Source organism: Micromonospora sp. WMMD714 (genome assembly GCF_029581315.1).
In the GTDB taxonomy this organism is placed as follows: Bacteria; Actinomycetota; Actinomycetes; order Mycobacteriales; family Micromonosporaceae; genus Micromonospora; species Micromonospora rifamycinica.
In genome coordinates this window covers 951,319-978,109 of sequence record NZ_CP120744.1, presented here as the reverse complement: position 1 = coordinate 978,109, position 26,791 = coordinate 951,319, and the positions used below count along the sequence as shown (strand labels likewise).

Below are 26,791 nucleotides of genomic sequence, written 5' to 3'. Positions count from 1 at the left end.
TCCGACATGACGTCGACGCTCGCCGCCCCCGGTATCGACACCACCGCCAGCCCCGCCCGCGCGCTGGTCTGCCGGGCCTGCTCCGCCCGCTACCCGCTCGCCGCGCAGCACGCCTGTTACGAGTGTTTCGGCCCGCTGGAGGTCGACTACGACGCCGCCGCGCTGGCCGCCGTCACCCGGGAGCAGATCGAGGCCGGTCCGCAGAACATCTGGCGGTACGCCGCCCTGCTGCCCGCCGGCCAGGACCCGGCCACCCGGGTCACCCTCGACCCGGGGCTCACCCCGCTGGTCGCGGCCCCGCACCTCGCCGCCGAGCTGGGCATCAGCGCGCCGCTCTGGGTCAAGGACGACAGCGCCAACCCGACCCACTCGTTCAAGGACCGGGTCGTCTCGGTGGCGCTGACCGCCGCGCAGGCGCTCGGCTTCCGCCGGTTTGCCTGTGCCTCGACCGGCAACCTGGCCAACTCGGTGGCCGCCCACGCCGCCCGTGCCGGAGCGCCCTCGGTGGTCTTCATCCCCGGTGACCTGGAGCAGGGCAAGGTGATCACCACGGCCGTCTACGGCGGCGACCTGGTGGCCATCGACGGCTCGTACGACGACGTGAACCGGCTCTGCGGCGAGCTGGTGGAGACCGACGAGTTCGAGGACACCGCCTTCGTCAACGTGAACGTCCGGCCGTACTACGCCGAGGGCTCCAAGACCCTCGGGTACGAGGTGGCCGAGCAGCTCGGCTGGCGGATCCCGGCCCAGGTGGTCATCCCGATGGCCTCCGGCGAACTGCTCACCAAGATCGACAAGGCGTTCACCGAACTGGTCGAGATCGGCCTGGTCGAAGCACCGGCCGGGGGCTGGAAGGTGTTCGGCGCCCAGTCGGCCGGCTGCAACCCGATCGCCACCGCCCTGCACGCCGACACCGACGTCATCACCCCGGTCCGGCCGACCGGCATCGCCAAGTCGCTCAACATCGGCGACCCGGCCGCCGGCCTCTACGCGCTGGAGGCGGTCCGGCGTACCGGTGGCTGGATGGAGTACGTCGACGACGACGAGATCCGCGCGGGCATCCGGCTGCTGGCCCGGACCACCGGCGTCTTCGCCGAGACGGCCGGCGGGGTGACCGTGGCGGTGCTGCGCAAGCTGGTCGAGTCCGGCCGGCTCGACCCGGCCGCCGAGACGGTCGTCTTCAACACCGGCGAGGGTCTGAAGACCATCGACGCGGTAGCGGGTCAGGTCGGCCCCACCCACCGGATCAAGCCGTCCCTGCGGGCCGCCCGCGACGCCGGTCTGCTCTCCTGAACCCCACGGAGTTGATCTTTGAGTGACCGGGTTTTCGCGGTGCGTGGCGAAAACCCGCCGGGAAGGACTTGACGGCAGGAACCGGACGGCGCAAGATGCTCCGTGCGGGAGGGCTTTCGCCGGAGACTTTTCAAGCCTTGCGACCCAACGCCGGAGGCGTTGTGCGAACGTCCCTCCCGACCAACCTCCGAAGGGGGCCAGCGGAAATCCGCTGGCCCCCTTCGCTCGTCAGCACCGGCCGGACTGTGACAGGCCCCTACTGATCTGGTCGTCATCTGTTGCATGATGGCGGGCATGACGGAGACCCCGCACCCGCTGTACGACAGGCACGCCGACACCCTGCACCGCGCGCTGACCGCGATCGCGGAACGCGGGTACTGGTCCGCCTACCCCGAATCGCCCAGCCCCCGGGTGTACGGCGAGACCGCCGCCGCCGACGGTAAGGCCGCCTTCGAGGCGTACCTCGGTGGTGACTTCCCGCTCGACCAGCCCGGCACGGCCGACCGGGTGGCCACCGAGACGAGCCCGTTCGGGGTGGCCCTGGACGTGCGGTACCCGCACCCGGGCGCGGACGAGGCGGTCGCCGCCGCCTCCGCCGCCCTGCCCGCCTGGCGCGACGCCGGCCCGCAGGCCCGGGTGGGGGTCTGCCTGGAGATCCTCGACCGGCTGCACAGGCACATCTTCGAGCTGGCCAACGCGGTGCAGTTCACCAGCGGCCAGGCGTTCGTGATGGCCTTCCAGGCCGGCGGCGCGCACGCGCTGGACCGGGCGCTGGAGGCGCTCGCCTACGGGTACGCGGAGATGACCCGGCACCCCGCGACGGCGGGCTGGGAGAAGGCCGCCGGCAAGGGCGACCCGCTGCGGATGACCAAGACGTTCCACGTGGTCCCGCGCGGGGTGGCGCTGGTGATCGGCTGCAACACCTTCCCGACCTGGAACTCGTACCCCGGGCTGTTCGCCTCGCTGGTCACCGGCAACCCGGTGGTCGTCAAGCCGCACCCGCGCGCGGTGCTGCCGCTGGCGATCACCGTGAAGTACGCCCGGGAGGTGCTCGCCGAGGCCGGCTTCGACCCCGACCTGGTGCTGCTCGCCCCCGAGGCCCCCGGCGAGAAGCTGGCCTCGACCCTGGCCCTGCACCCGGCCGTGAAGATCGTCGACTTCACCGGCTCCACCGAGTACGGCGACTGGCTGGAGGCCAACGCTCGGCAGGCGGCCGTCTACACCGAGAAGGCCGGCCTCAACACCGTCGTGATCGACTCCACCGACGACTTCGCCGGGATGTGCCGCAACCTGGGCTTCACGCTGACCCTCTACAGCGGTCAGATGTGCACCACCTCGCAGAACATCCTGATCCCCGCCGCCGGCATCACCACCGACCAGGGGCACAAGAGCTTCGACGAGGTGGCCGCCGGCATCGCCGCCACCATCGGCAAGCTCACCGCCGACCCGGCCCGGGGCGTCGAGCTGACCGGCGCGATCGTCAACGACGGGGTGCTGGAGCGACTGGACGAGGTGACCAAGGTCGGCCAGCCGGTGCTGGAGTCGCGTACCGTCGCGCACCCCTCGCTGCCCGACGCGGTGGTCCGGACGCCGACCATCGTCAAGCTCGCCGCCACCGACACCGAGGTCTACGGCCGGGAGTGGTTCGGGCCGATCTCCTTCGTCATCGCCACCGACTCCACCGCGCACAGCATCGAGATCATGCGGACGACGGTCGGCGGCTGCGGCGCGTTGACCGCCGCCGTCTACTCCACCGACGAGGCGGTGCTGGACGCCGTCGAGGCCGCCGCGATCGACGTCGGGGTGCACCTGTCGGCCAACCTCACCGGCGGGGTCTTCGTGAACCAGTCCGCCGCCTTCTCCGACTTCCACGGCAGCGGCGCGAACCCGGCCGCCAACGCCGCCCTCACCGACGGCGCCTACGTGGCGAACCGGTTCCGCATCGTCCAGTCCCGCCGCCCCGCCTGACCCTCCCGGCTCTCACCCGCCCCCGCCCCCTCGGCGCGGGGGCGGGCTCCCCGTCGTGCGCGCTCCCCGTCGTGCGCGCCGGCTCCGCGGTGTTGCACGGGGCTGCTCGGTGATCAAGAGGTTTACGTCATGCGCGGGCTTTCAGGGTGACCCGAATCTCTTGATCACCGGGGCGGGCCGAGGTGGGCACGCAGCATGGGTGCCAGGCTCCTCGGTGATCAAGAGGTTTACGTCGTGGGCGGGTCTTCGGGGTGACCTGAATCTCTTGATCACTGGGATGGGGTGGATTGGGCTCCTGGCCCGGCAGCGGGCTGTTCGGTGATCAAGAGGGCTATGTCATGAGCGGGCCTTCGGATGACTTGAATCTCTTGATCGCCGGAGGTGGGGTCGGGTGGGCTTGCGGGCTGTTTGGTGATCAAGAGGGTTACGTCGTGGGTGGGCTTTCGGGACTTGAATCTCTTGATCACCGGGGCGGGGCGGGGCGGGCAGAGCGGGGCAGGGCTGGGTGGAGCGGGGGTGGAGCGGGGCGGGGTGGGAGTGGGTGAGGAGGGGAAGCGGGCGGGAAGTCAGGCGGGGCGGCGCATCTGGAGTTCGCGTAGGGCGGGGAGTTTGGGGTGGGGGACGCGGACTCCCGTGTCGGTGAAGCCCAGCCGGTGGTATGCCCGGCAGGCCCGGTCGTTGCCGACCACCACTTCCAGCATGAGCTGCGGTCGGCCACAGGCACGGGACCAGGCGGCCACCTCGTCGATCAGCGCGCCGAGCAGGCCGGTGCCGCGCCACGCGGGGGCCACGTAGACCGCGTAGACCAGGGTCAGGTCCGGCTCGTCGGGGGAGGCGGTCCCGCCGGCGTGGCCGACCAGTCGGCCCCCGGGGTCGGCGACGAACTGGGCGGTGTGACACCCCTGGGAGACGTACGCGATCCGGGCCGCGTACTGGGCGTGCGGGCGGGCGGCGGCCTCGGCCACGGTTTCCAGGAAGGCCAGCGGCGCGTCCGCGAGCATCTCCAGCCGCAGCGCGCGCATCCGGGCCGTGTCGTTCGGGCGCACCCGGCGCACGGGGGCCGTCCGGGTCGCCGGAGGGGCCGGGGCGGAGGTCATGTAGGCATGCATAGCGCAGTGATGGTTAACGATGGGTGGCCGGGTCGATACCCGTCTGATTTAGCCCTATTTGTGGTCGTGCGCAGTCGTCACTCCTCGTGTAGCGTGCGATTTCGGTCACCGATTCAGCGGCCTTCACCGATCGCTGAAACGGGTGGTTCTCCGCTGTCGGCCAGCCGGCATCCCGGGGTTGTGGAACGCCGCGCAGAGTGAGGAAGTGCACCGTGGCACAGGGCACCGTCAAGTGGTTCAACTCCGAAAAGGGTTACGGCTTCATCGCCGTCGACGGCGGGCAGGACGTCTTCGTCCACTTCTCCGCCATCGAGATGGACGGCTACAAGGCGCTGGACGACGGTCAGCGGGTGGAGTTCGAGATCGCCCAGGGCCAGAAGGGTCCGCAGGCCGAACGGGTCCGCGTCATCGCCTGACCTGCCCCGGCGGTCCCATCGCCCGGATGTCGGTCCTGTCGGTGGACCGTCCGGTCCCACCTGTCGGAGCGTCCGCGGGACGGATGGCGGTGGGGGTGCGTGCCAGGAAAGATCGTGAACCGTCCAGGCGTCCTCGCTGAGGAGGGTTCATGTCCGACCAGTCACCTTCGGGTCCGCCCGACCCCGCTGCCGGGTCCTCGGGCGGGCCGTGGGGGTCGCCGTCCGGGCCGCCACCCTCGGGGTCGCCGCAATGGGGGCCGCCGCCGTGGGGACCGGCCGGGACCGGCCCGCCGGGCTGGGCCTACCCGTACCCCGGTAACCCGCAGCCCCCCGCAGGTCCCCACCCGGGCTTCCCGCCGGGCGGTACCGGCGGTTTCCCGCCGGGTGGGGTCGGCTTTCCCCCGGGTGGCGGTTTCCCGCCGGGTGCGGGCGGTTTCCCGCCGGGTGCGGGCGGTTTTCCGCCGGGTGCGGGCGGTTTTCCGCCGTACGCCGGGGGCGGGGCCTGGGGTCCGCCGGACCCGCTGGTCAATCCGCCGTACGCCGGGCTGGACGGTTGGTTCGCCCGGTGCACCGGGGCGCTGCGCCGGGGGTGGCGGATCCTGCTTCCGCTGATGCTGCTCACCCAGGCCGTGCCGGCGGTGGCGGTGTCGCTGCTCTCGTTCGGCACCGGACCGGACGCCACGGAGCTGCCCGCCGACGGCTCGATTCCGGAGGGCTACCTCACCGACCTGGCGGTCTACGGTGCCTCGGTGGCGCTGATCGCGCTGGCGTTCGGGGTGGTGCAGGGCATCGGCTGGGCGGGCGGTACCTGGGTGGTGACCCGGCAGGCCGCCGGTCAGTCGGCCGACCTGCCCGGCGCGCTGCGCTACGGCGCCCGCCGCTGCCTCGGACTGTGGGGCTGGATGGTGGTGATGGGCGTGCTCATCGGGGTCGGCTTCTGCTTCTGCCTGCTGCCCGGCATCTATCTCGCCCTCGCGCTCGCCCTCGCCGGCCCGGTCTACCTGTTCGAGGGGCAGAGCCCGATCGGGCGTTCGTTCCGCATGTTCCACGACCGGTTGGGCATGGTGCTCGGCCGGGTGTCGTTGGTCGCACTGGCGTTGTTCCTCGGCAGCGCGCTCGGTGCCGTGGTGGAGTCGGTCGGCACCCTGCCGTTCGGCACCGACCCGTTCACCGCGCCCGGCACCGCCGTGGGCGCGGTGGCGGTGATCCTGGTGAGCGCGGCGCTGGTGGCCCCGGTCTACCTGGTGCAGCTCGTGGGTCTGGTGGTGACGTACGCCGAGCAGCGGGCGCAGGAGGGGCCGGTGAACGCCGCGCGACTGGTGGCGGAACTCGGCTGACCGGCCCCATCGTGCTTGCACTCGGCAGGGGAGAGTGCTAAACAAGTCATTGGCACTCGCATACGATGAGTGCCAATGGTCGGGGCGGTAGGGCCACGGTCACACCGACGTCTCGATGGCGTCGGGTGGCACGAGGCCGGTCGTCGCGGGCTGTCCGGCCCGACCGAGGAGGACGTCGTCGTCGCCAGGTGGCGACGTCCCCAAGGTGCGTACACCAGGCGGCCCGTCCGGGGCACAACACCCGGGTGGCCCGTGAGTGTCCAGGAGGACAACGCCGTATGGCCAAGATGATCGCGTTCGACGAAGAGGCTCGCCGCGGCCTCGAGCGGGGCATGAACCAGCTCGCCGACGCCGTGAAGGTGACCCTCGGCCCCAAGGGCCGCAACGTGGTGCTCGAGAAGAAGTGGGGCGCCCCCACCATCACCAACGATGGTGTGAGCATCGCCAAGGAGATCGAACTCGAGGACCCGTACGAGAAGATCGGCGCCGAGCTGGTCAAGGAGGTCGCCAAGAAGACCGACGACGTCGCCGGTGACGGCACGACGACGGCGACCGTCCTGGCCCAGGCCCTGGTGCGCGAGGGTCTGCGCAACGTGGCCGCCGGTGCCAACCCGATGGCCCTGAAGCGGGGCATCGAGACTGCCGTGGCCAGCGTCTCGGAGGAGCTGTCCAAGCTCGCCAAGGACGTCGAGACCAAGGAGCAGATCGCCTCCACCGCCTCCATCTCCGCCGGTGACAGCACCGTCGGCGAGATCATCGCCGAGGCGATGGACAAGGTCGGCAAGGAAGGCGTCATCACCGTCGAGGAGAGCAACACCTTCGGCCTGGAGCTCGAGCTCACCGAGGGCATGCGCTTCGACAAGGGTTACATCTCCGCGTACTTCATGACCGACCCGGAGCGTATGGAGGCCGTCTTCGACGACCCGTACCTCCTGATCGCCAACAGCAAGATCTCGTCGGTGAAGGACCTGCTCCCGATCCTGGAGAAGGTCATGCAGTCGGGCAAGCCGCTGCTGATCATCGCCGAGGACCTGGAGGGCGAGGCCCTCGCCACCCTGGTCGTCAACAAGGTCCGGGGCACCTTCAAGTCGGTCGCCGTCAAGGCGCCGGGCTTCGGTGACCGTCGCAAGGCCATGCTGACCGACATCGCCATCCTCACCGGTGGCCAGGTCATCAGCGAGGAGGTCGGCCTCAAGCTCGACGCCGCCAGCCTCGACATGCTGGGCCGCGCCCGCAAGGTCGTGGTCACCAAGGACGAGACCACCATCGTCGACGGTGCCGGCGACGCCGACCAGATCCAGGGCCGGGTCAACCAGATCCGGGCCGAGATCGACAAGAGCGACTCCGACTACGACCGCGAGAAGCTGCAGGAGCGGCTGGCCAAGCTGGCCGGTGGCGTTGCGGTGATCAAGGTCGGCGCGGCCACCGAGGTCGAGCTGAAGGAGCGCAAGCACCGCATCGAGGACGCCGTCCGCAACGCGAAGGCCGCCGTCGAGGAGGGCATCGTCCCGGGTGGTGGTGTCGCGCTGGTGCAGGCCGGCAAGACCGCCTTCGACAAGCTGGACCTGACCGGCGACGAGGCGACCGGCGCGCAGATCGTCAAGATCGCGCTGGACGCCCCGCTGCGGCAGATCGCCGTCAACGCCGGCCTCGAGGGTGGCGTGGTCGTCGAGCGCGTCCGCAACCTGGACGCCGGTCACGGCCTCAACGCCGCCAGCGGTGAGTACGTCGACCTGCTGGCCGCCGGCATCATCGACCCGGCCAAGGTGACCCGGTCGGCGCTGCAGAACGCCGCGTCGATCGCGGCGCTCTTCCTCACCACCGAGGCCGTCGTGGCGGACAAGCCGGAGAAGACCCCGGCCGCCCCGGCTGGCCCGGGTGGCGGGGACATGGACTTCTGAGTCCAGCTCCAACGCCGAGAGGGGCGGGCCGCGCAAGCGGTCCGCCCCTCTCCGTATCCATGACCCGCTTCCCGCCCGGAGCGCTGGCGGTCGGCGTCCCGCAGTTCCCGCCCGGAGCGCGGAGCGGTCGGCGCCCCTCGATTCACGCCCGGAGCACGGAGCCGTCAGCGCCCGGGGTTCCCGCCCGGAGCAGGGGCGGTCAGGGCCGGGCCGTCCGGACCGCCGCGAACGCGTCGACCAGGCCGGCTCCGGTCGACGCCGCCGCCGGGCCGCAGCTGAGGTCGGCGGGTCCGGCCGGCTGCGCGGTGTCCCGCAGGATGCCCCGGGTCCGGGCCAGGTCACCGACGAGCGCCGGGTTCGCCGACCACATCAACGCCACCACCCCCGCCACCTGCGGGGTGGCCATCGAGGTGCCGTCCAGGGTGGCGTAGCCGCCGCCGGGCATCGCGGACAGGATCCCCGCCCCGGGGGCCACCAGGTCGGGTTTGCCCGCCCCACCGGCGGCGGGACCACGGCTGGAGAACTCGGTCACCGTCCGGTCGCGACCCACCGCGCCCACCGTCAGCACGTCCGGGTACGGCGCGGGCGGGTCGACGATCGACCCGCAGTCCGGCCCGGTGTTGCCGGCGGCGGCCACCACCAGGATGCCGGCGGCCTCCAGCGCGGCCGTCGCCGGACGCAACGCACCCGGGTCGCAGCCCTCCACCGGTGGACACCCCCACGAGTTGGTGAGCACGTCCGGCGCCCGATCCGGTCGACCGTCGGTGAACGGGTCACCACCGGCCGGGAACGGGGCCAGCATGAACTGCAGACAGTCCAGGTAGCGCGCCGGGCTGCCCAGGTTGCGGTCGAGGTTGACGCAGCCCACCCACTGCGCGCCCGGGGCCACTCCGATACCGTCGCGCCCCACCGCGCTGCCCGTGGTGTGGGTGCCGTGACCTCCGGTGTCGGTCGGGGCGCGGGTGTGGTCCCACGGGTCGTACCAGGAGTCGTCGCCGCCCCGGAACCCGGCGGCCAGCGCCGGGTGGGTGCCGTCGACCCCGGAGTCCGAACTGCCGATCACGACCCCGGTGCCGGTGACACCCAACTCCGACCAGACCCGGTCGGCACCGAGCATCCGGATGTTCCACTCCGGGCCGGTCGGGGCGGGCTGGTCACCCCGGCTGGCCGGTGCCGGTGCGGGCAACGGCCGGAGCCGCTGGCTGACCAGCACCCGGGCCACCTCGGGCCGGGTGGAGAGCCAGGCCCGCACCGCCGGTCCGCCGTCGGTCTCGATCGCGTTGACCAGGTAGTACGGCGTCGGGTCGAGGCGTAGCCGGGTGAGGTCCCGGCGCAGCGCGCCCTGGGTGCGCTCGGCGGTGGACACCAGCCGGCGGTGCACCTCGGCGGTCCGCGCCTGCCGGCCGGCCCGACCGGGCGTACCGGTGGGGAGGTTGGAGAGGTCGGCCTGCTCGCGGAGCACCACCAGCAGCCGCTCGCCGTACAGGCCGGGGCGGCCGGCGGTCACCTCCACCACGCCGACGGTGAGGAGCAGGACGGCCGCGCTCGACGCGGCGACCAGCTGGCCGGGGGCACGCCCGTGCGGCCGGGCGAGCAGCACCCCGTACCCGATGGCCAGGACGACCGCGACGGCGAGCCCGACGCCGGTCGCCACCGCGACCCAGTACGGCACGTCGCGGGTGGTGGCCAGCAGGATCGAGATCTCCTCCGGGTCGGTGAGGGCCAGCGGACCGAACACCGCCAGGCCGACCAGCCAGCGGACCGGCGCGGCCCCGGCCGGTGCGCCGGCCCGCCGGGCCGCCACCTGGCACGCGCCGAGCACGAAACCGAGCGGCGGTACGTACAGCAGCGCGGGAAGCTGGGCGCCGGACTGGCCGGTGCCGGCGACGAGCAGCAGCAGGACGATGCCGGCGACCAGGCCGCCGACCAGCACGGTACGGGCGGCCCGGGGCGGCCCGTCGCCGGTGAACGGGGACCAGAACCGGTCGCCCAGCAGCGCCCCGGCCAGCAGGCCGAGCGCCGTCGCGGCGAGCCCGGCGAGCACCGTCTCCAGCAGCCCACCGAGCGCGCCGAACCAGACCCACGGCACCAGCAGGGCCAGCCCGGCCGCCACCGCCAGCAGGGTGACCGCCCGGGTCCGGCCGGCACCGCCCGCCACCCCGCGCGGACCGTGCCCGGCCTGCCGGTCCGGCGTGAGCTGCGGGTCCGGGCCGGGCTGCGGATCCGGGCCGAGCTGCCAGGGCGGGCCGGGTTGCCAGGGCTGGCCGGGGTGCCGGGTGGATACGGGGTGCCGGGGCGCGGTGGTCGGGGCGGGCAGGCGGGTGGCCAGCGCCGCGAGCAGGGCCGCCGTCGCGGCCAGCACCGCCAGGTACAGCTCGTGGTGCACCGGCGGAAGCGCCCGCAGGGAGCCGAGGGCGATCAGGGCGAGCCCGGCGCTGAGCCAACCGCGCCCGGCCGCCCGGACCCCGGCCGAGCGGGGCAGCAGGGCCAGCAGCACCGCGGGCAGGCCCACCAGCAGGGCCGTGACCAGGCTGAGCACCGGCCAGAGCCACCCCCACCGGTCCCACCCGGCGGCCACCTGCAACTGCTCGACCGACCACCCGACCACCTGGAGCAGCGCGGCGAGGGCGACCGTCCAGCCACCGGCGAGCGCGGCGGCCACCACCGGCCACGGGCCGGGCGGACGGCCGGTGCCCGGCGGGAAGCCGTGACCCGGCGGAGGAGGTGCGTCGGCCAACATCCGGAAACAGTACGACGCGGCCCGTCCGGTGGGAGCGTTCGGCCCTGCCGCAGGTCACCGACGGCCCCGGTGGCTCCGGTTGCGTCGCCCGGCCGGCCCGTCGCCCGGCGGCACCGCGCCGGTGGATCGGATCCCGGTCGCCTCCGCACCTGCTGTCCGTGGGTCCGGGCGGATACGGTGGACGGGTGCGTGACCCCAACGTGACCCGAGTCGCCGCCGGCCAGCTCTCTCCGGTGCGCCGCGCCGCGGACCTGCGCCGGCTCCGGGCCGAGCGGTTCGACGTGCTGGTCATCGGCGGTGGGGCGACCGGCGCGGGTGCCGCGCTCGATGCCGCCTCCCGGGGGCTCAAGGTCGCCCTGGTCGAGGCCCGCGACTTCGCCGCCGGCACGTCCAGCCGGTCCAGCAAGCTGATCCACGGCGGCCTGCGCTACCTGGAGCAGCTGGAGTTCCACCTGGTCCACGAGGCGTTGACCGAGCGGGGGCTGCTCGCCACCCGGCTCGCCCCGCACCTGGTCCGGCCGGTCCCGTTCCTGATCCCGCTCCCCGCCGGCAAGGGCCTGCGGGACCTGCCGGCCCGGCTGTTCCGGCGCTCCTACTACGGCGCCGGGGTGGCCGCCTACGACGCGTTCGCCGGGATCTTCGGCACCGGTCGGGGGATGCCGCTGCACCGGCACCTGAGCCGTGAGGGGGCCCGCCGGGTCTTCCCCAGCCTGCGCGCCGACGCGCTGGCCGGGGCGATCCGCTACTACGACGGCCAGGTCGACGACGCCCGGCTGGTGGTGACCCTGGCCCGTACCGCCGCCAGCATGGGCGCCACCGTGGTGAGCAGTGCCCGCGCCGTCGGGCTGGTGCGGCAGGCCCGGGAGGTCACCGGGGTCAGGGTCCGCGACCTGGAGGCCCCCGCCGGCTCCCCGGACGCCGAGTTCGAGGTACGCGCCCGTACCGTCATCGCCGCCACCGGCGTGTGGAGCGACGACATGTCCCGGATGCTCAACGACGTCGGGCTGCGCCCCGGCATCCGGGTCCGGGCCTCCAAGGGGGTGCACCTGGTGGTGCCCCGCTCGGCGATCACCGGTGAGACCGGGCTGATCGTGCGTACCGCGACGAGTGTGCTCTTCGTCATCCCCTGGGGCGGGCACTGGATCATCGGGACCACCGACACCGACTGGCAGCTCGACCGTTCCCACCCGGCCGCCTCCGCCCGCGACATCCGGTACCTGCTGGACCAGGTCAACACGGTGCTGGACCGGCCGTTGTCCAGCGCCGACATCGAGGGCGTCTACGCCGGGCTGCGCCCGTTGCTGGCCGGCGAGGCCGACTCCACCTCCAAGCTCTCCCGGGAGCACGCGGTCTTCGAGCCGATGCTCGGGCTGCTGCTGGTGGCCGGCGGCAAGTACACGACCTACCGGGTGATGGCCGCCGACGTGGTCGACCGGGCCGCCCACCGGCTCGGCGGCGTACGACCGTCGCGCACCGCCGACCTGCCGCTGCTCGGCGCGGACGGGTACGCCGCCATGTGGCGGGACCGCGCCGACCTGGCCCGCCGGCACGGGGTGCCGGTGGGTGTGGTCGAGCACCTGCTGGAGCGGTACGGCACGCTCACCCTGGAACTGCTGACGCTGATCGCCGCGGATCCGCTGCTCGCCTCGCCGCTGGCCGGCGCACCCGAGTACCTGGCCGCCGAGGTGACCTACGCCGCCCGCTCCGAGGGCGCGCTGCACCTGGAGGACGTGCTGACCCGGCGTACCCGGATCTCCTTCGAGACGAGCCACCGGGGGCTCGACTCGGCCGGGCACACGGCGGAGCTGATGGGCGCGGTGCTCGGTTGGGACGCGACCACCCGGGAGCGGGAGGTCGCGCACTACCGCGCCCGGGTCGAGGCGGAGCGGGAGTCCCAGCTCATGCCGGACGACGCGACCGCCGACGCGGCCCGGCTGGGTGCCCCCGACGTCCGGGGATTCGCCGCCGACCGGGGGGTGGACGGCGGCGCGGGCGGCCCGATCGAGCTGCCGACGCCCCTGCGCTGACCGGTCCGGGGCGGTCCCCGCTCACCGGCGGCGGGCCGGTCGAGGGTGCCCCCTTCGCCGCCGCCGGGCCGGTCGGAGGTGCCCCGGCCCACCCGTGCCGGGCCGGCCCCCGTGCCGGTGCCGGGCCGGTCGGTGGGTTCCGGACGGCATTGCGGTGGGATAGGTTCCGGCGCGTGGTTCCCCCTCAGTGGTCACGCGCGTCCGTCGTCCCCGCCCTCGTCGTCCTGACGGTCGCCCTGGCCGGCTGCGCGATGGTCGACCGGGACGGCGGCTCCACAGCGGAGGGCGGCCGGGGGACGCCGTCCCCGGTGGCGACCGCCAACCGGGTCAGCCTGGTGCAGAAGCTCGGTGACAATGGTCCACTGCGGACGCTGACCATCGAACCGGACGGCCGGTGGGAGTGCGACGACTGCGCCGGAGACGGGGTCACCTCGACCGGTTCCCTGGACGTCGAGCAGGTGCAGCGGCTGCACGGGCTGCTCGCCGACCCGCGACTGGCCCAGGAGACCGACCAGGCGCGGCGGTACCGGGCGAGCTGCATCGACGCGCTGACGTCCAGCCTGGTCACCTCGACCGGGCTGATCACCTCGCAGGACTGCCCGGGTGAGGAGCGGCCGGCGGTGGCCGGGGAGATCCTGCTCCTGCTCACCCAGGCCACCCCGGCCGAACCCACCCGCTGAGCCGCCCCGCGCCCGCCGGCCCGCGCCCGCCGGCCCGCGTCCGCCGGTCCGCGCCGTGGTCCCGCGTCCGCCGTCCGGTCCGCGCGGCGGTGGGCCGGCGGGTGGGGTCAGAGCACCTTGCCCGGGTTGAGCAGGCCGGTCGGGTCGAGCGCCGCCTTGACCGCCTGATGCACCCGCATGCCGACCGGGCCGACCTCCCGGGCCAGCCAGTCCCGCTTGAGTAGTCCGACGCCGTGTTCGCCGGTGCAGGTGCCGCCCAGCTCCAGGCCGAGCCGGATGATCTCGTCGAAGGCCCGCCGGCCCCGCGCCAGGCTCGCCGGGTCGGCCCGGTCCACCACGATGTTCGGGTGCAGGTTGCCGTCCCCGGCGTGGCCGACCACACCGATCGGCACCGCGCACTCGGCGGCGATCCGGTCCACCCCGTCCAGCAGCGTGGCGAGCGCCCCCCGGGGCACCGCCACGTCGTCGATGATCAGGCCACCGTTGCCGTCCGGGTAGGTGTCGGCGGCGAACCTCTCCATCGCCGGGTGGGCCAGCCGACGGGCCTGGAGCAGCGCCGCCGCCTCCACCGCGTCGGTGGCCGTGTAGACCTCCCCGGCACCGGCCGCCGTGCAGACCTCGGCGATCCGGGCCAGGTCCGCCGCCGCCCGGGGGCCGGTGTCGACGGCGGCGAGCAGCAGCGCACGGGCATCGGTCCGCAACCCCATCGGCCGGTACGCCTCGATCGCCCGCAGGTGCGTCCGGTCGAGCAGCTCCAGCAGGCTCGGGGTGAGCCCCCGGGCGGCGATCCCGGCCACCGCCGTCCCCGCCCCCGCGGTCGAGTCGAAGACCGCCACCATGGTCAGCGACTCCTCGGGCGTCGGCCGGAGCGCCACGGTCACCTCGGTGATCACGCCGAGGGTGCCCTCCGCGCCGACGAAGAGCCGGGTGAGGTCGTACCCGGCTACCCCCTTGGCGGTACGCCGGCCGGTGCGCAGCACCTCGCCGGAGGCGAGCACCACCTCCAGCCCCAGCACGTACTCGGCGGTCACCCCGTACTTGACGCAGCACATGCCGCCGGCGTTGGTGGAGACGTTGCCGCCGATGGTGGAGGACTCCCAGGAGCCCGGGTCCGGCGGGTAGTACAGCCCGTGCACGCGGACCGCCCCGGCCAGCGTGGCGTTCACCACGCCCGGCTGCACCACGGCGATCCGGGCCACCGGGTCGATCTCCCGGATCGCGGTCATTGCGACGGTGCTCAGCACGACCGCGCCGTCCACCGCGTTCGCCGCGCCGGCCAGGCCGGTCCGCGCCCCCTGCGGCACCACCGGTACGCCGTGCCGGGCCGCCGCCCGCACCACCGCCGCCACCTGTGCGGTGTCCCGGGGGCGGACGACCACCAGCGGGGTACCGGCGGCGCAGAGGTCCGCCTCGTCGCGGCGGTGCAGTCGGAGCAGATCCGGGTCGGTGAGGACGGCCTCGTCGCCGAGGGCCGCCCGCAGGTCGTCGAGGAGGGGGGAGCCAGCCATGCGGCCGAGGCTAACCGGCGGCTAGATTGGCCGCCATGCTCTACCTGGACCGCCCCGCCTGGCCGTGGCGCGGTCGGCTCTGGTCGCACCTGATCAGCGATGTCTCCCCGGCCGAGCTGCACGCCTTCGCCGAGATGCTCGGGGCGCCCCGGCGGGGTTTCGACCGGGACCACTACGACATCCCCGCCGACCGGTTCGCGGTGGCGGTGTGGCTCGGTGCCCGGGTGGTGCCCAGCCGGGAGATCGTCCGCCTGCTGTACGCCGCCGGCCTGCGCCGCCCGAAGCACCTCGCCGGCCCCGGGAATCTCATCCGCCCCTGATGCCGGGGCGGCGGCCGCACCCTCGGCGCAGGGTCGCCAGCTCGCGGCGCAGGTTCGCGCGGGCGGGCGCCTCCCACCGGTCGGCCAACGGGGGCAGTCGGAAGAGGGCGGGCAACCCGAGCAGCCCGTCGAGGACCTTCGCCCGGCCGACGCGGAAGTCCGGCTCGGGCACATGGGCGTACTCGGCGCGGATCGCGGCGGCATACCCGTCGTAGATCTCGGGGGGTGTGGCCAGGATCGCCAGGTCGGCGTCGCAGAGCAGGGCGCCGTCGCGGTCCCCGGGGGTGACCGCGTGCCCGGCGGTGAGCAGCACCAGCCGGCGGACCTCGGCCACCGTGGCGGCCGGCACCCCGAGGCCGGTGAGCAGGACGCCGGCCAGCTCGGCGCTGGCCTGCTCGTTGGCGTCCCCGGCGGCGCGCGGGTCGTACACGGCATCGTGCGTCCAGGCGGCGAGCGCCACCCGTTCCGGCCGGTCGGCGAGGTCGGCGTGCCGGTCCACCAGATCCAGCACCGCCCGCAGGTGGCCGGTGGTGTGGTAACGCCGGTGCGGCTCTGCCCAGCGGGCCAGCAGCGCGGCCCCGGCGGCGGCCAGCGGCCGGTCGTCGGCGGCCCCGGCGGCCCGTGCCGCCACCCGCCAGCGGTCGATCAGCTCGGTCACCGGGACGATTCTGCCGCACCCGGACGGGTTGGACCGGTCCCGCGCGGGTAGTCCCCGCCATGGCCGTGGCCCGGGACCGAGGACCGTCGCTGAGGCGTCGCGTCGGGCTCGGCGACCGCCGGGACGACGTCGACTCCGCGCGGATCGCCGAGGCGATGGACTATCTGCGTCACCGGGGCCGGGCGACCCTGCACGACCGGTTGCACCAGGTCCGGATGGCGCTGGGCCTGGCCGTGCAGGCGGGGCTCGCCGCCGCCCTGGCCTGGATCGTGTCGCACCACCTGCTGGGCAACCCGCAGCCGGTCTTCGCGCCGATCTCGGCGGTGGGCACCCTGGCCGCCTCGGTGGGCCAGCGGCTGCGGCGGACTGTGGAGCTGATCGTCGGGGTGGCGGTCGGGGTGTTCCTCGGCGACGTCCTGATCTACTTCCTGGGCACCGGCGGCTGGCAACTCGGGCTGGTGGTGACCGCGGCCATCCTGCTCACCACCTTCTTCGGGGCGAGCGTGGCGGTGGTGATCCAGGCCGCCGCCACCGCCGTGCTGATCGTCACCCTGAGCCCGTCCACCGACGATCTGGAGCTGCCCCGGTTCGTCGACGCGTTCGTCGGCGGCGGTATCGCCCTACTGGTCACGGCGATCCTGTTGCCGCTCAACCCGCTCCGGGTGATCAACCGGGCGGCCCGGCCCGCGTTGGACCTGCTCGCCGGTCAGCTCGACGCCTGCGCCCAGGCGATGCGCGAGCGGGACCGGGCCGCCGCCCAGCGGGCGTTGGACCGGCTCCGGGAGAACAAGGAGGAGCTGGCCACCCTGGCCGAGGCGATCGAGGGGGCGAAGGAGACCAGCACGCTCTCCCCGGCCCGGTGGCACCGGCGCAGCGAACTGACCCACTACGCCGAGGCGGCCGAGCCGATCGACCGGGCGATGCGCAACAGCGGCACCCTGATCCGGCGGTCGGTCACCATGATCGAGGACGGGGAGGCGGTGCCGGAGCCGATGCCGGACGCGGTGGCCCACCTGGCCGAGGCGGTTCGTCTGCTGCGGCACGAGTTCGCCGCCGGGGAGGAGCCGGAGCAGGCCCGGGAACGGTCCCTGCGCGCGGTCAGCGAGGCGGGTCGGGCGTACGACCAGGGGGTCGGGTTCTCCGGCAGCGTGGTGGTCGCCCAGGTGCGGACCACCGCGAGCGACCTGCTGGTGGCGTCCGGCATCGACCAGGAGGAGGCCAACCGGCTGATCCGGCAGGCCTTCGGCGGCCAGGGTGCGCCGGACGGGGGACCGGCCGCGCCGGGTTCCGCTGCGAAGACCCCGAGCGCCCCGCCGCTCGGCTGACGCTCCGCTGGCCCGGTGCGGTCCGGCCTGTTCCGGTCGGGTCGCCGACCGGCGGGGGAGCCCCGCAGGTGGGAGAGCCCGGCCGAACGGGCCGGGGATGACTACGCTGATCCGCATGGCCGACACCCCGCCGCCCGCGCCCGCCGTACCCTCGCCGGAGGCCGCCGCGCCCGGGATGCCGCCGCGCCGCGTCGGCTGGCGGCGGGTCCTGGCGCTGGCCGGGGTGGTGCTGCTGATCGCGGCCTGCGCGGTCTACATGCTCTACACGCTCGGCTCCAACCTGGGCCTGGACGCGCTGCTGGTCGGGGTGACCGCGGCGATCCTGCCGGTGCCGGTCCTGGTGGCCTGCTTCCTCTGGCTCGACCGCTACGAGCCGGAGCCGCTGAAATACCTGATCTTCTGTTTCGCCTGGGGCGCGTTCGTCTCGACCGCCGCCTCGCTGACCGTCAACAACAGCTTCGCTGCCCTGTTCAAGGAGTGGGGGGTGTCGTCGTCGCTGACCGGGGTGCTGGTGGCCCCGTTCATCGAGGAGCTGACCAAGGCGCTCGGCCCGATCCTGCTGCTGATCTTCCGTCGCCGGGAGTGGTCCGGGATCACCGACGGCCTGGTCTACTGCGGGCTCTCCGCGGTCGGGTTCGCCATGGTGGAGAACATCCTCTACCTGGGCGGTCTCGGGTACGCCTCGGGTGTCGACCAGTGGGGGCCGGCGACCGGCGTCCGCAACGTGATCGTCATCTTCATCTCGCGGATCCTGTTCTTCGGCTTCGCCCACCCGCTGTTCACCTCGATGACCGGGGTGGGGCTGGGCATCGCCGCGCGGACCGCCGACCGGCGGGTCCGGGTGTTCGCCCCGATCGCCGGCCTGCTGCTGGCGATGATGCTGCACGGCACCTGGAACCTGATCCCGACGCTGGTGCAGGCCACCGGCCAGGCGGTGATCTTCTTCTACGGCATGGTCGCGGTGATGGTGCCGATCTTCTTCGGCATGGTCGGCTTCGCGGTCTGGCTGCGGGCCTGGGAGGGGCGGCTCACCGAGCGGACCCTGCCCGACTACGTGCGGGCGGGCTGGTTGAGCCCGCCCGAGGTGGCCGCCCTGGGCAGCCTGGGTCGTCGGCACGCCGCCCGGACCTGGGCGCGGCGGGTCGGCGGGGAAGCCGGGTTACGGGCGATGCGCGGTTACCAGTTCGCCGCGACCCGGTTGGCGTTGCTGCGCGACGGGATGCGGCGTGGCCTGGACCGTAAGCCCGCCGAGCGGGACCGCACGCTGCGGGAGGAGCGGCAGTTGCTGGAGACGATCGCGGCCTACCGGTCGTTCTTCGTCGGCCGGGATCCGCAGACGCCGGTGGGGGTCTGGGACGGGCAGCGCTACCACCTGCGGTTCCCGGACGGCACGCAGCGTGTGGTCGAGGCCCCGGACTCCCCGGTGGTGCCGATCCCGGTGGTGCTGGCCCCACCGCCTCCGCCGGCCCCGGCCGGCTACGGCCCGCCCGGGTGGTACGGCCACCGTCCCGCCGCCCCGTGGTCGCCCGGCCCGCACTACTGACCGCCACCTCGTGGTCGCCCGGCCGGGGTCAGCTCATCAGGCTGGTGAGGAAGTCGCCGAGGCCCTGGGCCATCGCCATCAGGGCGGCCCCGATCCCCTTGAACAGCTGCGCCGCCCCGTCCGGGCGGAACGCCATGAAGTAGATCAGGAAGGCGACGCTGCCCCAGAGCAGCACCTTCTTCACGAGAATCGGCATCGTCCCTCCCCAGGGCGTCCGGACGCCCCTGGCTTCCCGCCGGGAAGCAGGGCAAACCGGAAAGCCGGGGACGGGGACGGGCCGCCGGCCGGACGCGGTGGAGCCCGGCGTCCTACAGGTAGAGGCCGGTGTTACCGGTGGGCTCGTGTTCCACCCGCTCGGCGGCGACGGCGTGCACGTCCCGCTCGCGCAGCAGGACGTACCCCCGGCCGTGCAGTTCGACCTCGGAGCGGTCGTCGGGGTCGAAGAGCACCCGGTCGCCGGCCACGACGGCGCGGACGTGCGGTCCCACCCCCACGGCGGTGGCCCAGGCCAGCCGTTTGCCGACGGCGGCGGTGGCGGGGATGACGATGCCTGCGGTGGAGCGGCGTTCGCCCTCGCTGCCGTCCACCTTCACCAGCACCCGGTCGTGCAGCAGGCGGATCGGCAGGCCGGTGTCGAGGTTCGGGTCGACGGTCACGCCACGACGCTACCGTGTGGCCCGGAGGCGGCTACCCGGTGGTTGAGCCGATGCGGCTCGGGGCAATGTGTGGCGGAACTGCCCTACGGTGGCGGGCACATGGACGTACCCTGTCCGGACCGTCGTCGTGGGCGGCCCGGTGTCGTTTTCAGGAGGTGCGCTTGAGCCGCTTCGAGCGGGTACGCGGCCGGCTCCGCCGCGCGTACGAGTCCGGACGGGAGTCGGTCCGGGCAGGGCGTGCCGATCCGGCCGACGCCCCGGAGGGGGTCGGGGTGGCCACGCCGGCGTCGCCCGGCCCGGCGGCGGCGCCGTCGGCGACGGTGGTCGGGGCCGAGCCGCCGGCGGCCATGCACAACTCCACCTCCAGCCGGGACGACGCGGACGTGCCGCACGCGCTGCGGATCGCCGCCGCCTGGTCGTGGCGGCTGATCGTGATCGGCGTGGTCACCTGGGCGCTGCTCAGGATCGTCGGGACGATCAGCATCGTGATCATCCCGCTGGCGGTGGCGCTGCTGCTCTCCGCGCTGCTCGCTCCGGCGGTGGGTTGGCTGCTGCGGGTGCGGTTCCCCCGGTCGCTGGCGACGGGCGTGGTGATGGTCGGCGGCCTGGTCGCGGTCTTCGGCACGCTGACCCTGGTGGTCAACGAGTTCATCCAGGGTGTGCCGGAGCTGAGCGCGAAGTCGTCGCAGGGCGTGCGGCAGATCCAGGACTGGCTCAAGACCGGCCCGCTGCACCTGTCCGACAGCCAGCTCAACCGCTACATCGAAGAGGCGCAGGGCTGGATCAACGGCAACACCGAGAAGTTCACCAGCGGGGCGCTCGCCACCGCCGCCACCCTGGCCGAGGTGCTGACCGGCGCGGTCCTGGTGCTCTTCGCCACCTTCTTCTTCCTGCGCGACGGCAACCGGATCTGGCGTTTCCTGGTCCGCCTGCTGCCGGTCGCCGCCCGGTGGAAGGTCGACGACGCCGGCCGGGCGTCCTGGGCCACGCTCGGCGCCTACGTCCGGGCGACCGTGCTGGTGGCGTTCATCGACGCGGTGGGGATCGGCATCTTCCTGGTCGTCTTCGACATCCCGTTCGCCTTTCCGCTGGCCGCGCTGGTCTTCCTCGGCGCGTTCATCCCGATCGTCGGCGCGTTCCTCTCCGGGGTGGTGGCGGTGCTGGTGGCGCTGGTCGACAGCGGCCCGGTGACCGCCCTGATCATCCTGGGCGTGGTGATCGGGGTGCAGCAGGTCGAGGGGCACCTGCTGCAACCGTTGATCATGGGTCGGGCGGTGGCCATCCACCCGCTGGCGGTGATCATCGGGATCGCGGCCGGCGTGGTGCTCGCCGGCATCACCGGCGCGCTGGTCGCGGTGCCGCTGATCGCGGTGCTCAACACCGCCGTCCGCCGGCTGTCGGCCCGCAGCGTGCCGGACACCCCACCGGACGCCGTGGTGGTCGCCTCCCAGGCGCCCTGACCACGGCGGAAGGACCGGCCCGTCCGGTCACCCCACGACACGCGGAAGCCGCCCGTTCCCCTCGGGGCGGGCGGCTTCCGGGTAGGTCACGCCTTGGCCAGGCGCTCCAACGCGCCCTGGGCCACCTCCGGGCGGGTGGTGTACCAGAACGGGGGCAGCGAACGGCGCAGGAACGGCCCGTAGCCGCGCGCCGTCTCCAGCCGCGAGTCGAGCACCGCCACCACCCCCCGGTCGCCGGTGGCCCGGATCAGCCGGCCCACCCCCTGGGCCAGCCGGACCGCCGCGATCGGCACGCTGACCGCCGAGAAGCCGGAGCCGCCGCCCGCGTCCACCGCCGCCGCGCGGGCCGCCGCCAGCGGCTCGTCGGGGCGCGGGAAGGGCAACCTGTCGATCACCACGAGCTGGCACGAGTCGCCGGGCACGTCCACCCCCTGCCAGAGCGACATCACCCCGAACAGGCAGCTGGACCGCTCCTCCCGGAACCGGCGGACCAGCAACGGCAACGCCTCCTCGCCCTGGAGCAGCACCGGCAGGTCGGTGCGCGCCCGGAGCAGCTCGGCGGCCTGCTGCGCGGCCCGCCGGGAGGAGAACAGCCCGAGGGTACGGCCACCGAGCGCGCCGACCAGCCGCAGCAGCTCCTCGCCGGCCGCCTCGGGCAGCCCCGAGACGCTGGGCCGGGGCAGGTGCGCGGCGACGTACAGGATGCCCTGGCGGGCGTAGTCGAAGGGTGAGCCGACGTCCAGCGACGACCAGCCCGGCCCCGAGGTGGCCGGCACCACGCCGGTGGCGGGTCGGCTGCCCGGCGCGGTCGCCACCCCGCCGGCACCCGGGCCGGGGGTGGCGGTGCCGACCGTAGCCCCGCCGCCGAGCACCCCGGTGGACCGGCCGGCGGCGGCGGTGGCCAGCGCGGCGGCGGCCGGGGACGGCGGGGCGGGTGGCGGCGCCTCCAGCCCGAGCGCCCGCGCCACCGTGTCGAACCGTCCGCCCAGCGCCAGCGTCGCCGAGGTGGCGACCACCGTGCGCTCGTCGTACAGGTGGGCGGCGAGGGTACCGGCGACCGACAGCGGCGCGACCACCAGCGCCCGCCGGCTGCCGTTGTCCGGCTTCTCCACCCAGGCCACGTCGTGGTCGGCCTCCTCCAGCAGCCGCTGGGCGGTGGTCGACAGCTCGTCGAGCACCGACTTGGCCTGCTGCTTGCGGACCGGGTCCGGGTCGTCGGCCTTGACGTCGCCGATCGCGTCGAGGGCGGCCCGGGTGGCCGCGTCGAGCAGGGTGCACGCCTCCCGCAACGGGCCGGGCAGGCCGCCGGTGAGCCGGCCGGCCGGGGCCTCGGCCAGCCCGACGGCGAGCGCGTCGCCGGCCTCGGTGAGCCGGTCGGCGACGTCCGGCCGCAGCAACGGCCGGGCGCGGCGGGCGGACCGGTCGATCAGCTCCGGCACCAGCTCGGCCTGGGCCGCCGAGGAGACCCGGTCGGCCAGCTCGTGCGCCTCGTCGACGATCAGCAGCTTGTGCGGCGGGACGATGTGCCGACCGGCCAGCATGTCCACCGCGAGCAGGCTGTGGTTGGTGACCACGATGTCGGCCTCCCGGGCGCGGGCGCGGGAGGCCTCGGCGAAGCACTCCTGACCGAACGGGCAGCGGGACGCTCCCACGCACTCCCGGGCGGGCATCGAGGCCAGCCGCCACGCCTGGTCGTCGACGCCCGGGTCCAGCTCGTCCCGGTCGCCGGTGTCGGTCTTCTCGGCCCAGTCGCGCAACCGCTGGATCTGCTTGCCCATCCGACCGGCCTCACCGAGCCACTTCGTCCCGCCCCCGGGCCGGGCGGCGGGGGCGTCGAAGAGGGTGTCCTCCGGTTCGTCCTCGGTGGAGTTGTCCAACCGGGCCAGGCAGAGGTAGTGGTGCCGGCCCTTGAGCACGGCGAAGGTGGGGCGGCGGCCGAGCAGCGGCTCGACCGCGTCGGCGAGCCGGGGCAGGTCGTGCTCGACCAGCTGGGACTGCAACGCCAGGGTGGCGGTGGAGACCACCACCGGGCCGTCCACGGTCAACGCCGGGGCCAGGTAGGCCAGCGACTTGCCGGTGCCGGTGCCGGCCTGCACCAACAGGTGCTCCCGGGCGGCCACGCTGCGCTCGATCGCCTCGGTCATCTGCTGCTGGCCCGGCCGGGCCGCGCCGCCGGGCACCGCGCCGACCGCCGCCGCGAGCAGTTCGGTGCCGCTCGGCCGGCCGCCGCGCCGCCGTCCGGAGCGGGCCGAGGGGGTGCTGGGGCCGGCGGCGGTACGGGACGCAGTCACCGTGCGACGGTACCCGTCGCCGCCGACACGCCGCCCGCCGCTGCCCCCGCGTGGCGCGGTCACCGTGCGGATTGTCGTCACTGCTGACCGGTCACCTCCCTACGGCGACGGATGGGCGGAATCGGCTAGGGTGCGACTCATGCCGAGCGACACGGTCCGCGTGATCTACCGCAAGTACGACGGCAGCGCCCACCGTGACTACCCGGCCCGCCGGCTGACCGAGGACGACCTCGGGGTGTGGCTCGGGGTGACCGCCGGCACCGCGTCGGTCTACCACGGCCGACCCTCGGTGGAGCAGATCCCCTTCGTCCTGCTGGTGCCGCATCAGGCCTGGTGGACGGGCATGTTCAACCCGCCGCCGAGGACCAGCGAGGTCTACTGCGACATCACCACCCCGGCCCGCTGGGAGGGCGACGACACGGTCCACCTGATCGATCTCGACCTGGACGTGGTGCGTCGCCGGGCCACCGGCCTGGTGGAGTTGCGCGACGAGGACGAGTTCGCCGAGCACCGGGTGCGGTTCGGCTATCCGGACGAGGCGGTGGCGCAGGCCCGGGCGGCGGCGACCCGGCTGCTCACCGCCCTCGGCGACGGCACCGAACCGTTCGCCTCGGCGTACCGCACGTGGCTGGCCCTGGTGGTCTGACCCGACGGCCCGGGTGCGGGGTCGGGATCGGTCGGGGTCACCAGCGTGGCGGCCAGGTGGCGGCCGGGTCGAGGTCGGGCAGCCGGTGCAGCTTGTCCGGGTTGAGCTGGTTGAACAGGCCGCTGATCCGGCCGTCGTGCACGGCGAAGCCGGTGACCATCCGTAGCGGGCGGCCGTCGGGCGTGACCGTCTCCAGGTGCAGCCCGAGCACCCCGTCCACCAGCACCGGATCGGCCCGGAGCCGCTGGCCGTAGCGGCCGGCCCGGGTGAAGAGGCCGAGCAGGAACCGGGCCACCGGGTCGGCCCCGACGACCGGTCGGCGGGCCGCCGGAAAGTGCCCCCCGCCGTCGCCGATCAGCACCACGTCCGGGGCGAGTACCCGGACCAGCGCGTCCAGGTCGCCCGACTCGGTCGCGGCGGCGAACGCGGCGAGCACCTCGCGCTGCTCGGCCGGGCCGGCGGTGTGCCGGGGCGCGTCGGTGGCGGTGACCGCCCGGCGGGCCCGGGAGGCGAGCTGGCGGGCCGCCTCGGGGGTGCTCGCCAGCACCTCGGCGACCCGGGCGAACGGCACCGCGAAGACGTCGTGCAGGACGAAGGCGACCCGCTGCTCGGGGGTGAGCCGTTCCAGGACGACCAGCAGCGCGGTGCCGAGCCGGTCGCGCCGGACCGCCCGGTCGGCCGGGTCGGGGGCGAAGCCGTCCGGCTCCGGCCCGCCGGCGCGCCACGGCGTGACCACCGGCTCCGGCAGCCACTGACCCGGGTACGTCTCCCGGCGGACCCGGGCCGAGCGCAGCACGTCGAGGCAGATCCGGGCGCAGGTGGTGGTGAGCCAGCCGCCCAGGTGCCGGATCTCGGTGCGGCTGCGCGGGTCGGCGAGCGCCCCGGAGTACCGCAGCCAGGTCTCCTGGACGGCGTCCTCCGCCTCGCTGCGGCTGCCCAGCATCCGGTGGGCCAGCGCGGTCAACCGCCCGCGTTCGGCCTCGAACTCCGCCACCAGGTCCACCGTCACCACGATCCCTCCCCGTTCGGCCGGTCCCCGACGGAACCGGATCCTCCCCGCCCACCGGACGGCGGGCCGCCCCGAAACGTGACATCCGGGCCGCGTCCCGTCCACCCTCCTGAGCCCGGGAGGCGGGGATGGCGGGGGTGGGCGAGGATCGGGGGATGCGTGCAGACGAGGAGACGGAGATCGCCGTACCCGCTGGTGGGCCGGTACGGCGGTGGTTGCGGGTGGCGTCGGACGGTGGGCCGGTCGATCTCGGCGCGGTGGATCCCCGGTCCACCCCGGGCCTTCCGGCGGCGGCGGGTGAGGGGAAGGAGCGCAAGCTCTGGGCCCGGCGGCAGGTCGAGCTGATCGGTGCCGGGCTGGCCCGGCAGCAGGAGATGCTCTTCGCCACCGCGGCGGCCGGGGCGCACGCGGCCCAGGCCTCGACCCCGACCAGGGGCGGTGCCGGGCTGGGCCGGGGTCGGCCGGGTCGGCTGCTGCTGGTGCTCCAGGCGATGGACTGCGGGGGCAAGGACGGCACGGTCAAGCGGGTGGCCGGGGCGATGAACCCGCTCGGCCTGCACATCCGGTCGTTCGGTCCGCCGACCCGGCAGGAGCTGCGGCACGATTTCCTGTGGCGGATCCGCCGGGCGCTGCCGCCACCCGGCTACGTCGGCGTCTTCAACCGCTCGCACTACGAGGACGTGCTGGTGGCCCGGGTCGACGCCCTGGTGCCGGAGCGGACCTGGCGGTCCCGGTACGACCAGATCAACGCCTTCGAGCGGGAGCTGGTCGACGGGGGCGTGACAGTGGTGAAGGTGATGCTGCACATCTCCCCGCAGGAGCAGGCGCGGCGGTTGGCGCAGCGGCTGACCGACCCGACGAAGCACTGGAAGTACCAGCCGAGCGATCTCGACTCCCGGGCGCGGTGGGACGACTACCAGGCGGCGTACGCGGAGGCGCTGGGGCGGTGCGACACGGACGCCGCGCCCTGGTTCGTGGTGCCGGCGGACCGTAAGTGGTACCGGGACTGGGCGGTGGCGCACCTGCTGCGGGAGACGTTCGAGGGTCTTGATCTGGGGTATCCGGCTGCCGGTTTCGACGTGGAACGGGAGCTGCGGCGGTTGGCGAGTGGCGGTGGGGACGGCTGAGGTGAACGGCAGGTGAACGAGCGGTGAATCGGGTCTGACCGGGGGTAGGCCGGCGACGACCCGCCCCGGTGGGGTACCTAGCATGCTTCAGCGGACGCCCCCTGGGGCGGCGGCCACCCTTCTACCGACACGACGAGGTCCGTGCTGTGAAGTTTTCCTTCCGTCCCACCGAGGGCGCTTTCTACGAGCTCTTCACCAGGGCCGCGCAGAACCTGGTGAAGGGCACCGAGCTGCTCAACGAGCTGGCCCTGCCCGGCGTCGACGTGCAGTCGGTCAGCGAACGGCTGACCGAGGTCGAGCACGACAGCGACCAGATCACCCACGATCTCTACAAGAAGATCAACTCCACCTTCATCACGCCGTTCGACCGGGAGGACATCTACCGGCTGGGCTCGCTGCTCGACGACGTGATGGACCACCTGGAGGCGGTCGGCAACCTGCTCTACCTGTACGGCCTCACCAAGCTCCCGTCGCTGCCGCGCGAACTGCACGAGCTGGTCAACGTGCTCGACCTCCAGGCCAAGCTGACCGCCGAGGCGATGCCCCGGCTGAAGTCGATGAAGGACCTCGAGGACTACTGGATCGAGTGCAACCGGCTGGAGAACGACGGCGACCAGGCGTACCGGATGCTGCTGGTCCGGCTCTTCTCGGGCGAGTACGACGCGCTGACGGTGCTGAAGATGAAGGAGGTCGCCGACGAGCTGGAGGCCGCCTGCGACGCCTTCGAGCACGTGGCGAACACGGTCGAGACCATCGCGGTCAAGGAGTCCTGATCCT

The 26,791-nt window shown here is 73.9% G+C and carries 21 protein-coding genes and 1 pseudogene; 14 read left to right on the top strand and 8 right to left on the bottom strand.

The window, feature by feature from the left end:
* Window positions 1-6: 6 nt before the first annotated feature.
* Together thrC and paaN are read left to right on the top strand one after the other, a co-directional pair.
* Window positions 7-1,293, top strand: coding sequence for a threonine synthase (gene thrC, locus O7625_RS04430; RefSeq protein WP_282344490.1), 1,287 nt, complete (start codon window positions 7-9; stop codon window positions 1,291-1,293).
* Between the two features lie 294 nt (window positions 1,294-1,587).
* The gene (gene paaN, locus O7625_RS04425; protein ID WP_282344489.1) at window positions 1,588-3,261 is read left to right on the top strand and encodes a phenylacetic acid degradation protein PaaN; all 1,674 of its coding nucleotides are present in this window, start codon (window positions 1,588-1,590) and stop codon (window positions 3,259-3,261) included.
* Window positions 3,262-3,827: 566 nt separating this feature from the next.
* Here paaN and O7625_RS04420 read toward each other — a convergent pair.
* Complete coding sequence (locus tag O7625_RS04420; protein ID WP_282344488.1) at window positions 3,828-4,358, bottom strand: GNAT family N-acetyltransferase; 531 nt, start codon at window positions 4,356-4,358, stop codon at window positions 3,828-3,830.
* A 224-nt stretch (window positions 4,359-4,582) separates the two neighbouring features.
* Between O7625_RS04420 and O7625_RS04415 the strand changes: the two genes are divergently transcribed.
* From O7625_RS04415 to groL, 3 genes are all read left to right on the top strand, one after another.
* On the top strand, window positions 4,583-4,786 hold the full coding sequence (locus O7625_RS04415) for a cold-shock protein (RefSeq protein WP_067305333.1): 204 nt from the start codon (window positions 4,583-4,585) through the stop codon (window positions 4,784-4,786).
* A 611-nt stretch (window positions 4,787-5,397) separates the two neighbouring features.
* Window positions 5,398-6,123 carry a hypothetical protein gene (locus O7625_RS04410; RefSeq protein WP_282344487.1) on the top strand — a complete coding sequence of 242 codons (726 nt, stop codon included), beginning with the start codon at window positions 5,398-5,400 and terminating at the stop codon, window positions 6,121-6,123.
* 278 nt (window positions 6,124-6,401) lie between these two features.
* On the top strand, window positions 6,402-8,024 hold the full coding sequence (gene groL / locus O7625_RS04405) for a chaperonin GroEL (protein ID WP_067305265.1): 1,623 nt from the start codon (window positions 6,402-6,404) through the stop codon (window positions 8,022-8,024).
* Between the two features lie 199 nt (window positions 8,025-8,223).
* On the opposite strand, the gene O7625_RS04400 is transcribed toward groL, so the two are convergent.
* Window positions 8,224-10,764: a S8 family serine peptidase gene (locus tag O7625_RS04400; protein WP_282344486.1), complete on the bottom strand. Its 2,541-nt coding sequence runs from the start codon at window positions 10,762-10,764 to the stop codon at window positions 8,224-8,226.
* 200 nt (window positions 10,765-10,964) lie between these two features.
* Between O7625_RS04400 and O7625_RS04395 the strand changes: the two genes are divergently transcribed.
* Together O7625_RS04395 and O7625_RS04390 are read left to right on the top strand one after the other, a co-directional pair.
* Window positions 10,965-12,791 carry a glycerol-3-phosphate dehydrogenase/oxidase gene (locus O7625_RS04395; protein WP_067305327.1) on the top strand — a complete coding sequence of 609 codons (1,827 nt, stop codon included), beginning with the start codon at window positions 10,965-10,967 and terminating at the stop codon, window positions 12,789-12,791.
* 173 nt (window positions 12,792-12,964) lie between these two features.
* On the top strand, window positions 12,965-13,471 hold the full coding sequence (locus O7625_RS04390) for a hypothetical protein (RefSeq protein ID WP_282344485.1): 507 nt from the start codon (window positions 12,965-12,967) through the stop codon (window positions 13,469-13,471).
* A 107-nt stretch (window positions 13,472-13,578) separates the two neighbouring features.
* Here O7625_RS04390 and O7625_RS04385 read toward each other — a convergent pair whose 3' ends face one another.
* Entirely contained in the window at window positions 13,579-14,979 is a 1,401-nt protein-coding gene (locus tag O7625_RS04385; RefSeq protein ID WP_282344484.1) for an FAD-linked oxidase C-terminal domain-containing protein, read from the bottom strand.
* A gap of 35 nt (window positions 14,980-15,014) precedes the next feature.
* Between O7625_RS04385 and O7625_RS04380 the strand changes: the two genes are divergently transcribed.
* Window positions 15,015-15,299, top strand: coding sequence for a DUF4031 domain-containing protein (locus tag O7625_RS04380; RefSeq protein WP_282344483.1), 285 nt, complete (start codon window positions 15,015-15,017; stop codon window positions 15,297-15,299).
* Here O7625_RS04380 and O7625_RS04375 read toward each other — a convergent pair.
* The gene (locus tag O7625_RS04375; RefSeq protein WP_282344482.1) at window positions 15,286-15,957 is read right to left on the bottom strand and encodes a metal-dependent phosphohydrolase; all 672 of its coding nucleotides are present in this window, start codon (window positions 15,955-15,957) and stop codon (window positions 15,286-15,288) included. The genes O7625_RS04380 and O7625_RS04375 overlap by 14 nt on opposite strands.
* A 65-nt stretch (window positions 15,958-16,022) precedes the next feature.
* Between O7625_RS04375 and O7625_RS04370 the strand changes: the two genes are divergently transcribed.
* On the top strand, window positions 16,023-17,282 hold the full coding sequence (locus O7625_RS04370) for an FUSC family protein (RefSeq protein WP_282346803.1): 1,260 nt from the start codon (window positions 16,023-16,025) through the stop codon (window positions 17,280-17,282).
* Between the two features lie 27 nt (window positions 17,283-17,309).
* A pseudogene (locus O7625_RS04365) lies at window positions 17,310-18,825 on the top strand (PrsW family intramembrane metalloprotease).
* A 28-nt stretch (window positions 18,826-18,853) separates the two neighbouring features.
* Here the strand turns inward: O7625_RS04365 and O7625_RS04360 are convergent.
* Together O7625_RS04360 and O7625_RS04355 are read right to left on the bottom strand one after the other, a co-directional pair.
* Window positions 18,854-19,021, bottom strand: coding sequence for a hypothetical protein (locus O7625_RS04360; RefSeq protein ID WP_172898438.1), 168 nt, complete (start codon window positions 19,019-19,021; stop codon window positions 18,854-18,856).
* Window positions 19,022-19,133: 112 nt separating this feature from the next.
* The gene (locus tag O7625_RS04355) at window positions 19,134-19,481 is read right to left on the bottom strand and encodes a co-chaperone GroES (RefSeq protein WP_067305245.1); all 348 of its coding nucleotides are present in this window, start codon (window positions 19,479-19,481) and stop codon (window positions 19,134-19,136) included.
* A 110-nt stretch (window positions 19,482-19,591) separates the two neighbouring features.
* Here O7625_RS04355 and O7625_RS04350 point away from each other — a divergent pair, with 110 nt between their 5' ends.
* On the top strand, window positions 19,592-20,941 hold the full coding sequence (locus O7625_RS04350) for an AI-2E family transporter (RefSeq protein ID WP_331715227.1): 1,350 nt from the start codon (window positions 19,592-19,594) through the stop codon (window positions 20,939-20,941).
* An 86-nt stretch (window positions 20,942-21,027) separates the two neighbouring features.
* On the opposite strand, the gene O7625_RS04345 is transcribed toward O7625_RS04350, so the two are convergent.
* On the bottom strand, window positions 21,028-23,232 hold the full coding sequence (locus tag O7625_RS04345; RefSeq protein ID WP_282344481.1) for an ATP-dependent DNA helicase: 2,205 nt from the start codon (window positions 23,230-23,232) through the stop codon (window positions 21,028-21,030).
* A gap of 139 nt (window positions 23,233-23,371) precedes the next feature.
* On the opposite strand from O7625_RS04345, the gene O7625_RS04340 reads away from it, so the two are divergent.
* Complete coding sequence (locus O7625_RS04340; protein WP_282344480.1) at window positions 23,372-23,878, top strand: DUF402 domain-containing protein; 507 nt, start codon at window positions 23,372-23,374, stop codon at window positions 23,876-23,878.
* Between the two features lie 37 nt (window positions 23,879-23,915).
* Here O7625_RS04340 and sigJ read toward each other — a convergent pair whose 3' ends face one another.
* Window positions 23,916-24,890: an RNA polymerase sigma factor SigJ gene (sigJ, locus tag O7625_RS04335; RefSeq protein ID WP_282344479.1), complete on the bottom strand. Its 975-nt coding sequence runs from the start codon at window positions 24,888-24,890 to the stop codon at window positions 23,916-23,918.
* A gap of 152 nt (window positions 24,891-25,042) precedes the next feature.
* Here sigJ and O7625_RS04330 point away from each other — a divergent pair, with 152 nt between their 5' ends.
* Window positions 25,043-26,014: a PPK2 family polyphosphate kinase gene (locus O7625_RS04330; protein WP_282344478.1), complete on the top strand. Its 972-nt coding sequence runs from the start codon at window positions 25,043-25,045 to the stop codon at window positions 26,012-26,014.
* A gap of 146 nt (window positions 26,015-26,160) precedes the next feature.
* Entirely contained in the window at window positions 26,161-26,787 is a 627-nt protein-coding gene (locus tag O7625_RS04325) for a DUF47 family protein (protein ID WP_067311399.1), read from the top strand.
* The last annotated feature ends 4 nt before the right edge of the window (window positions 26,788-26,791 follow it).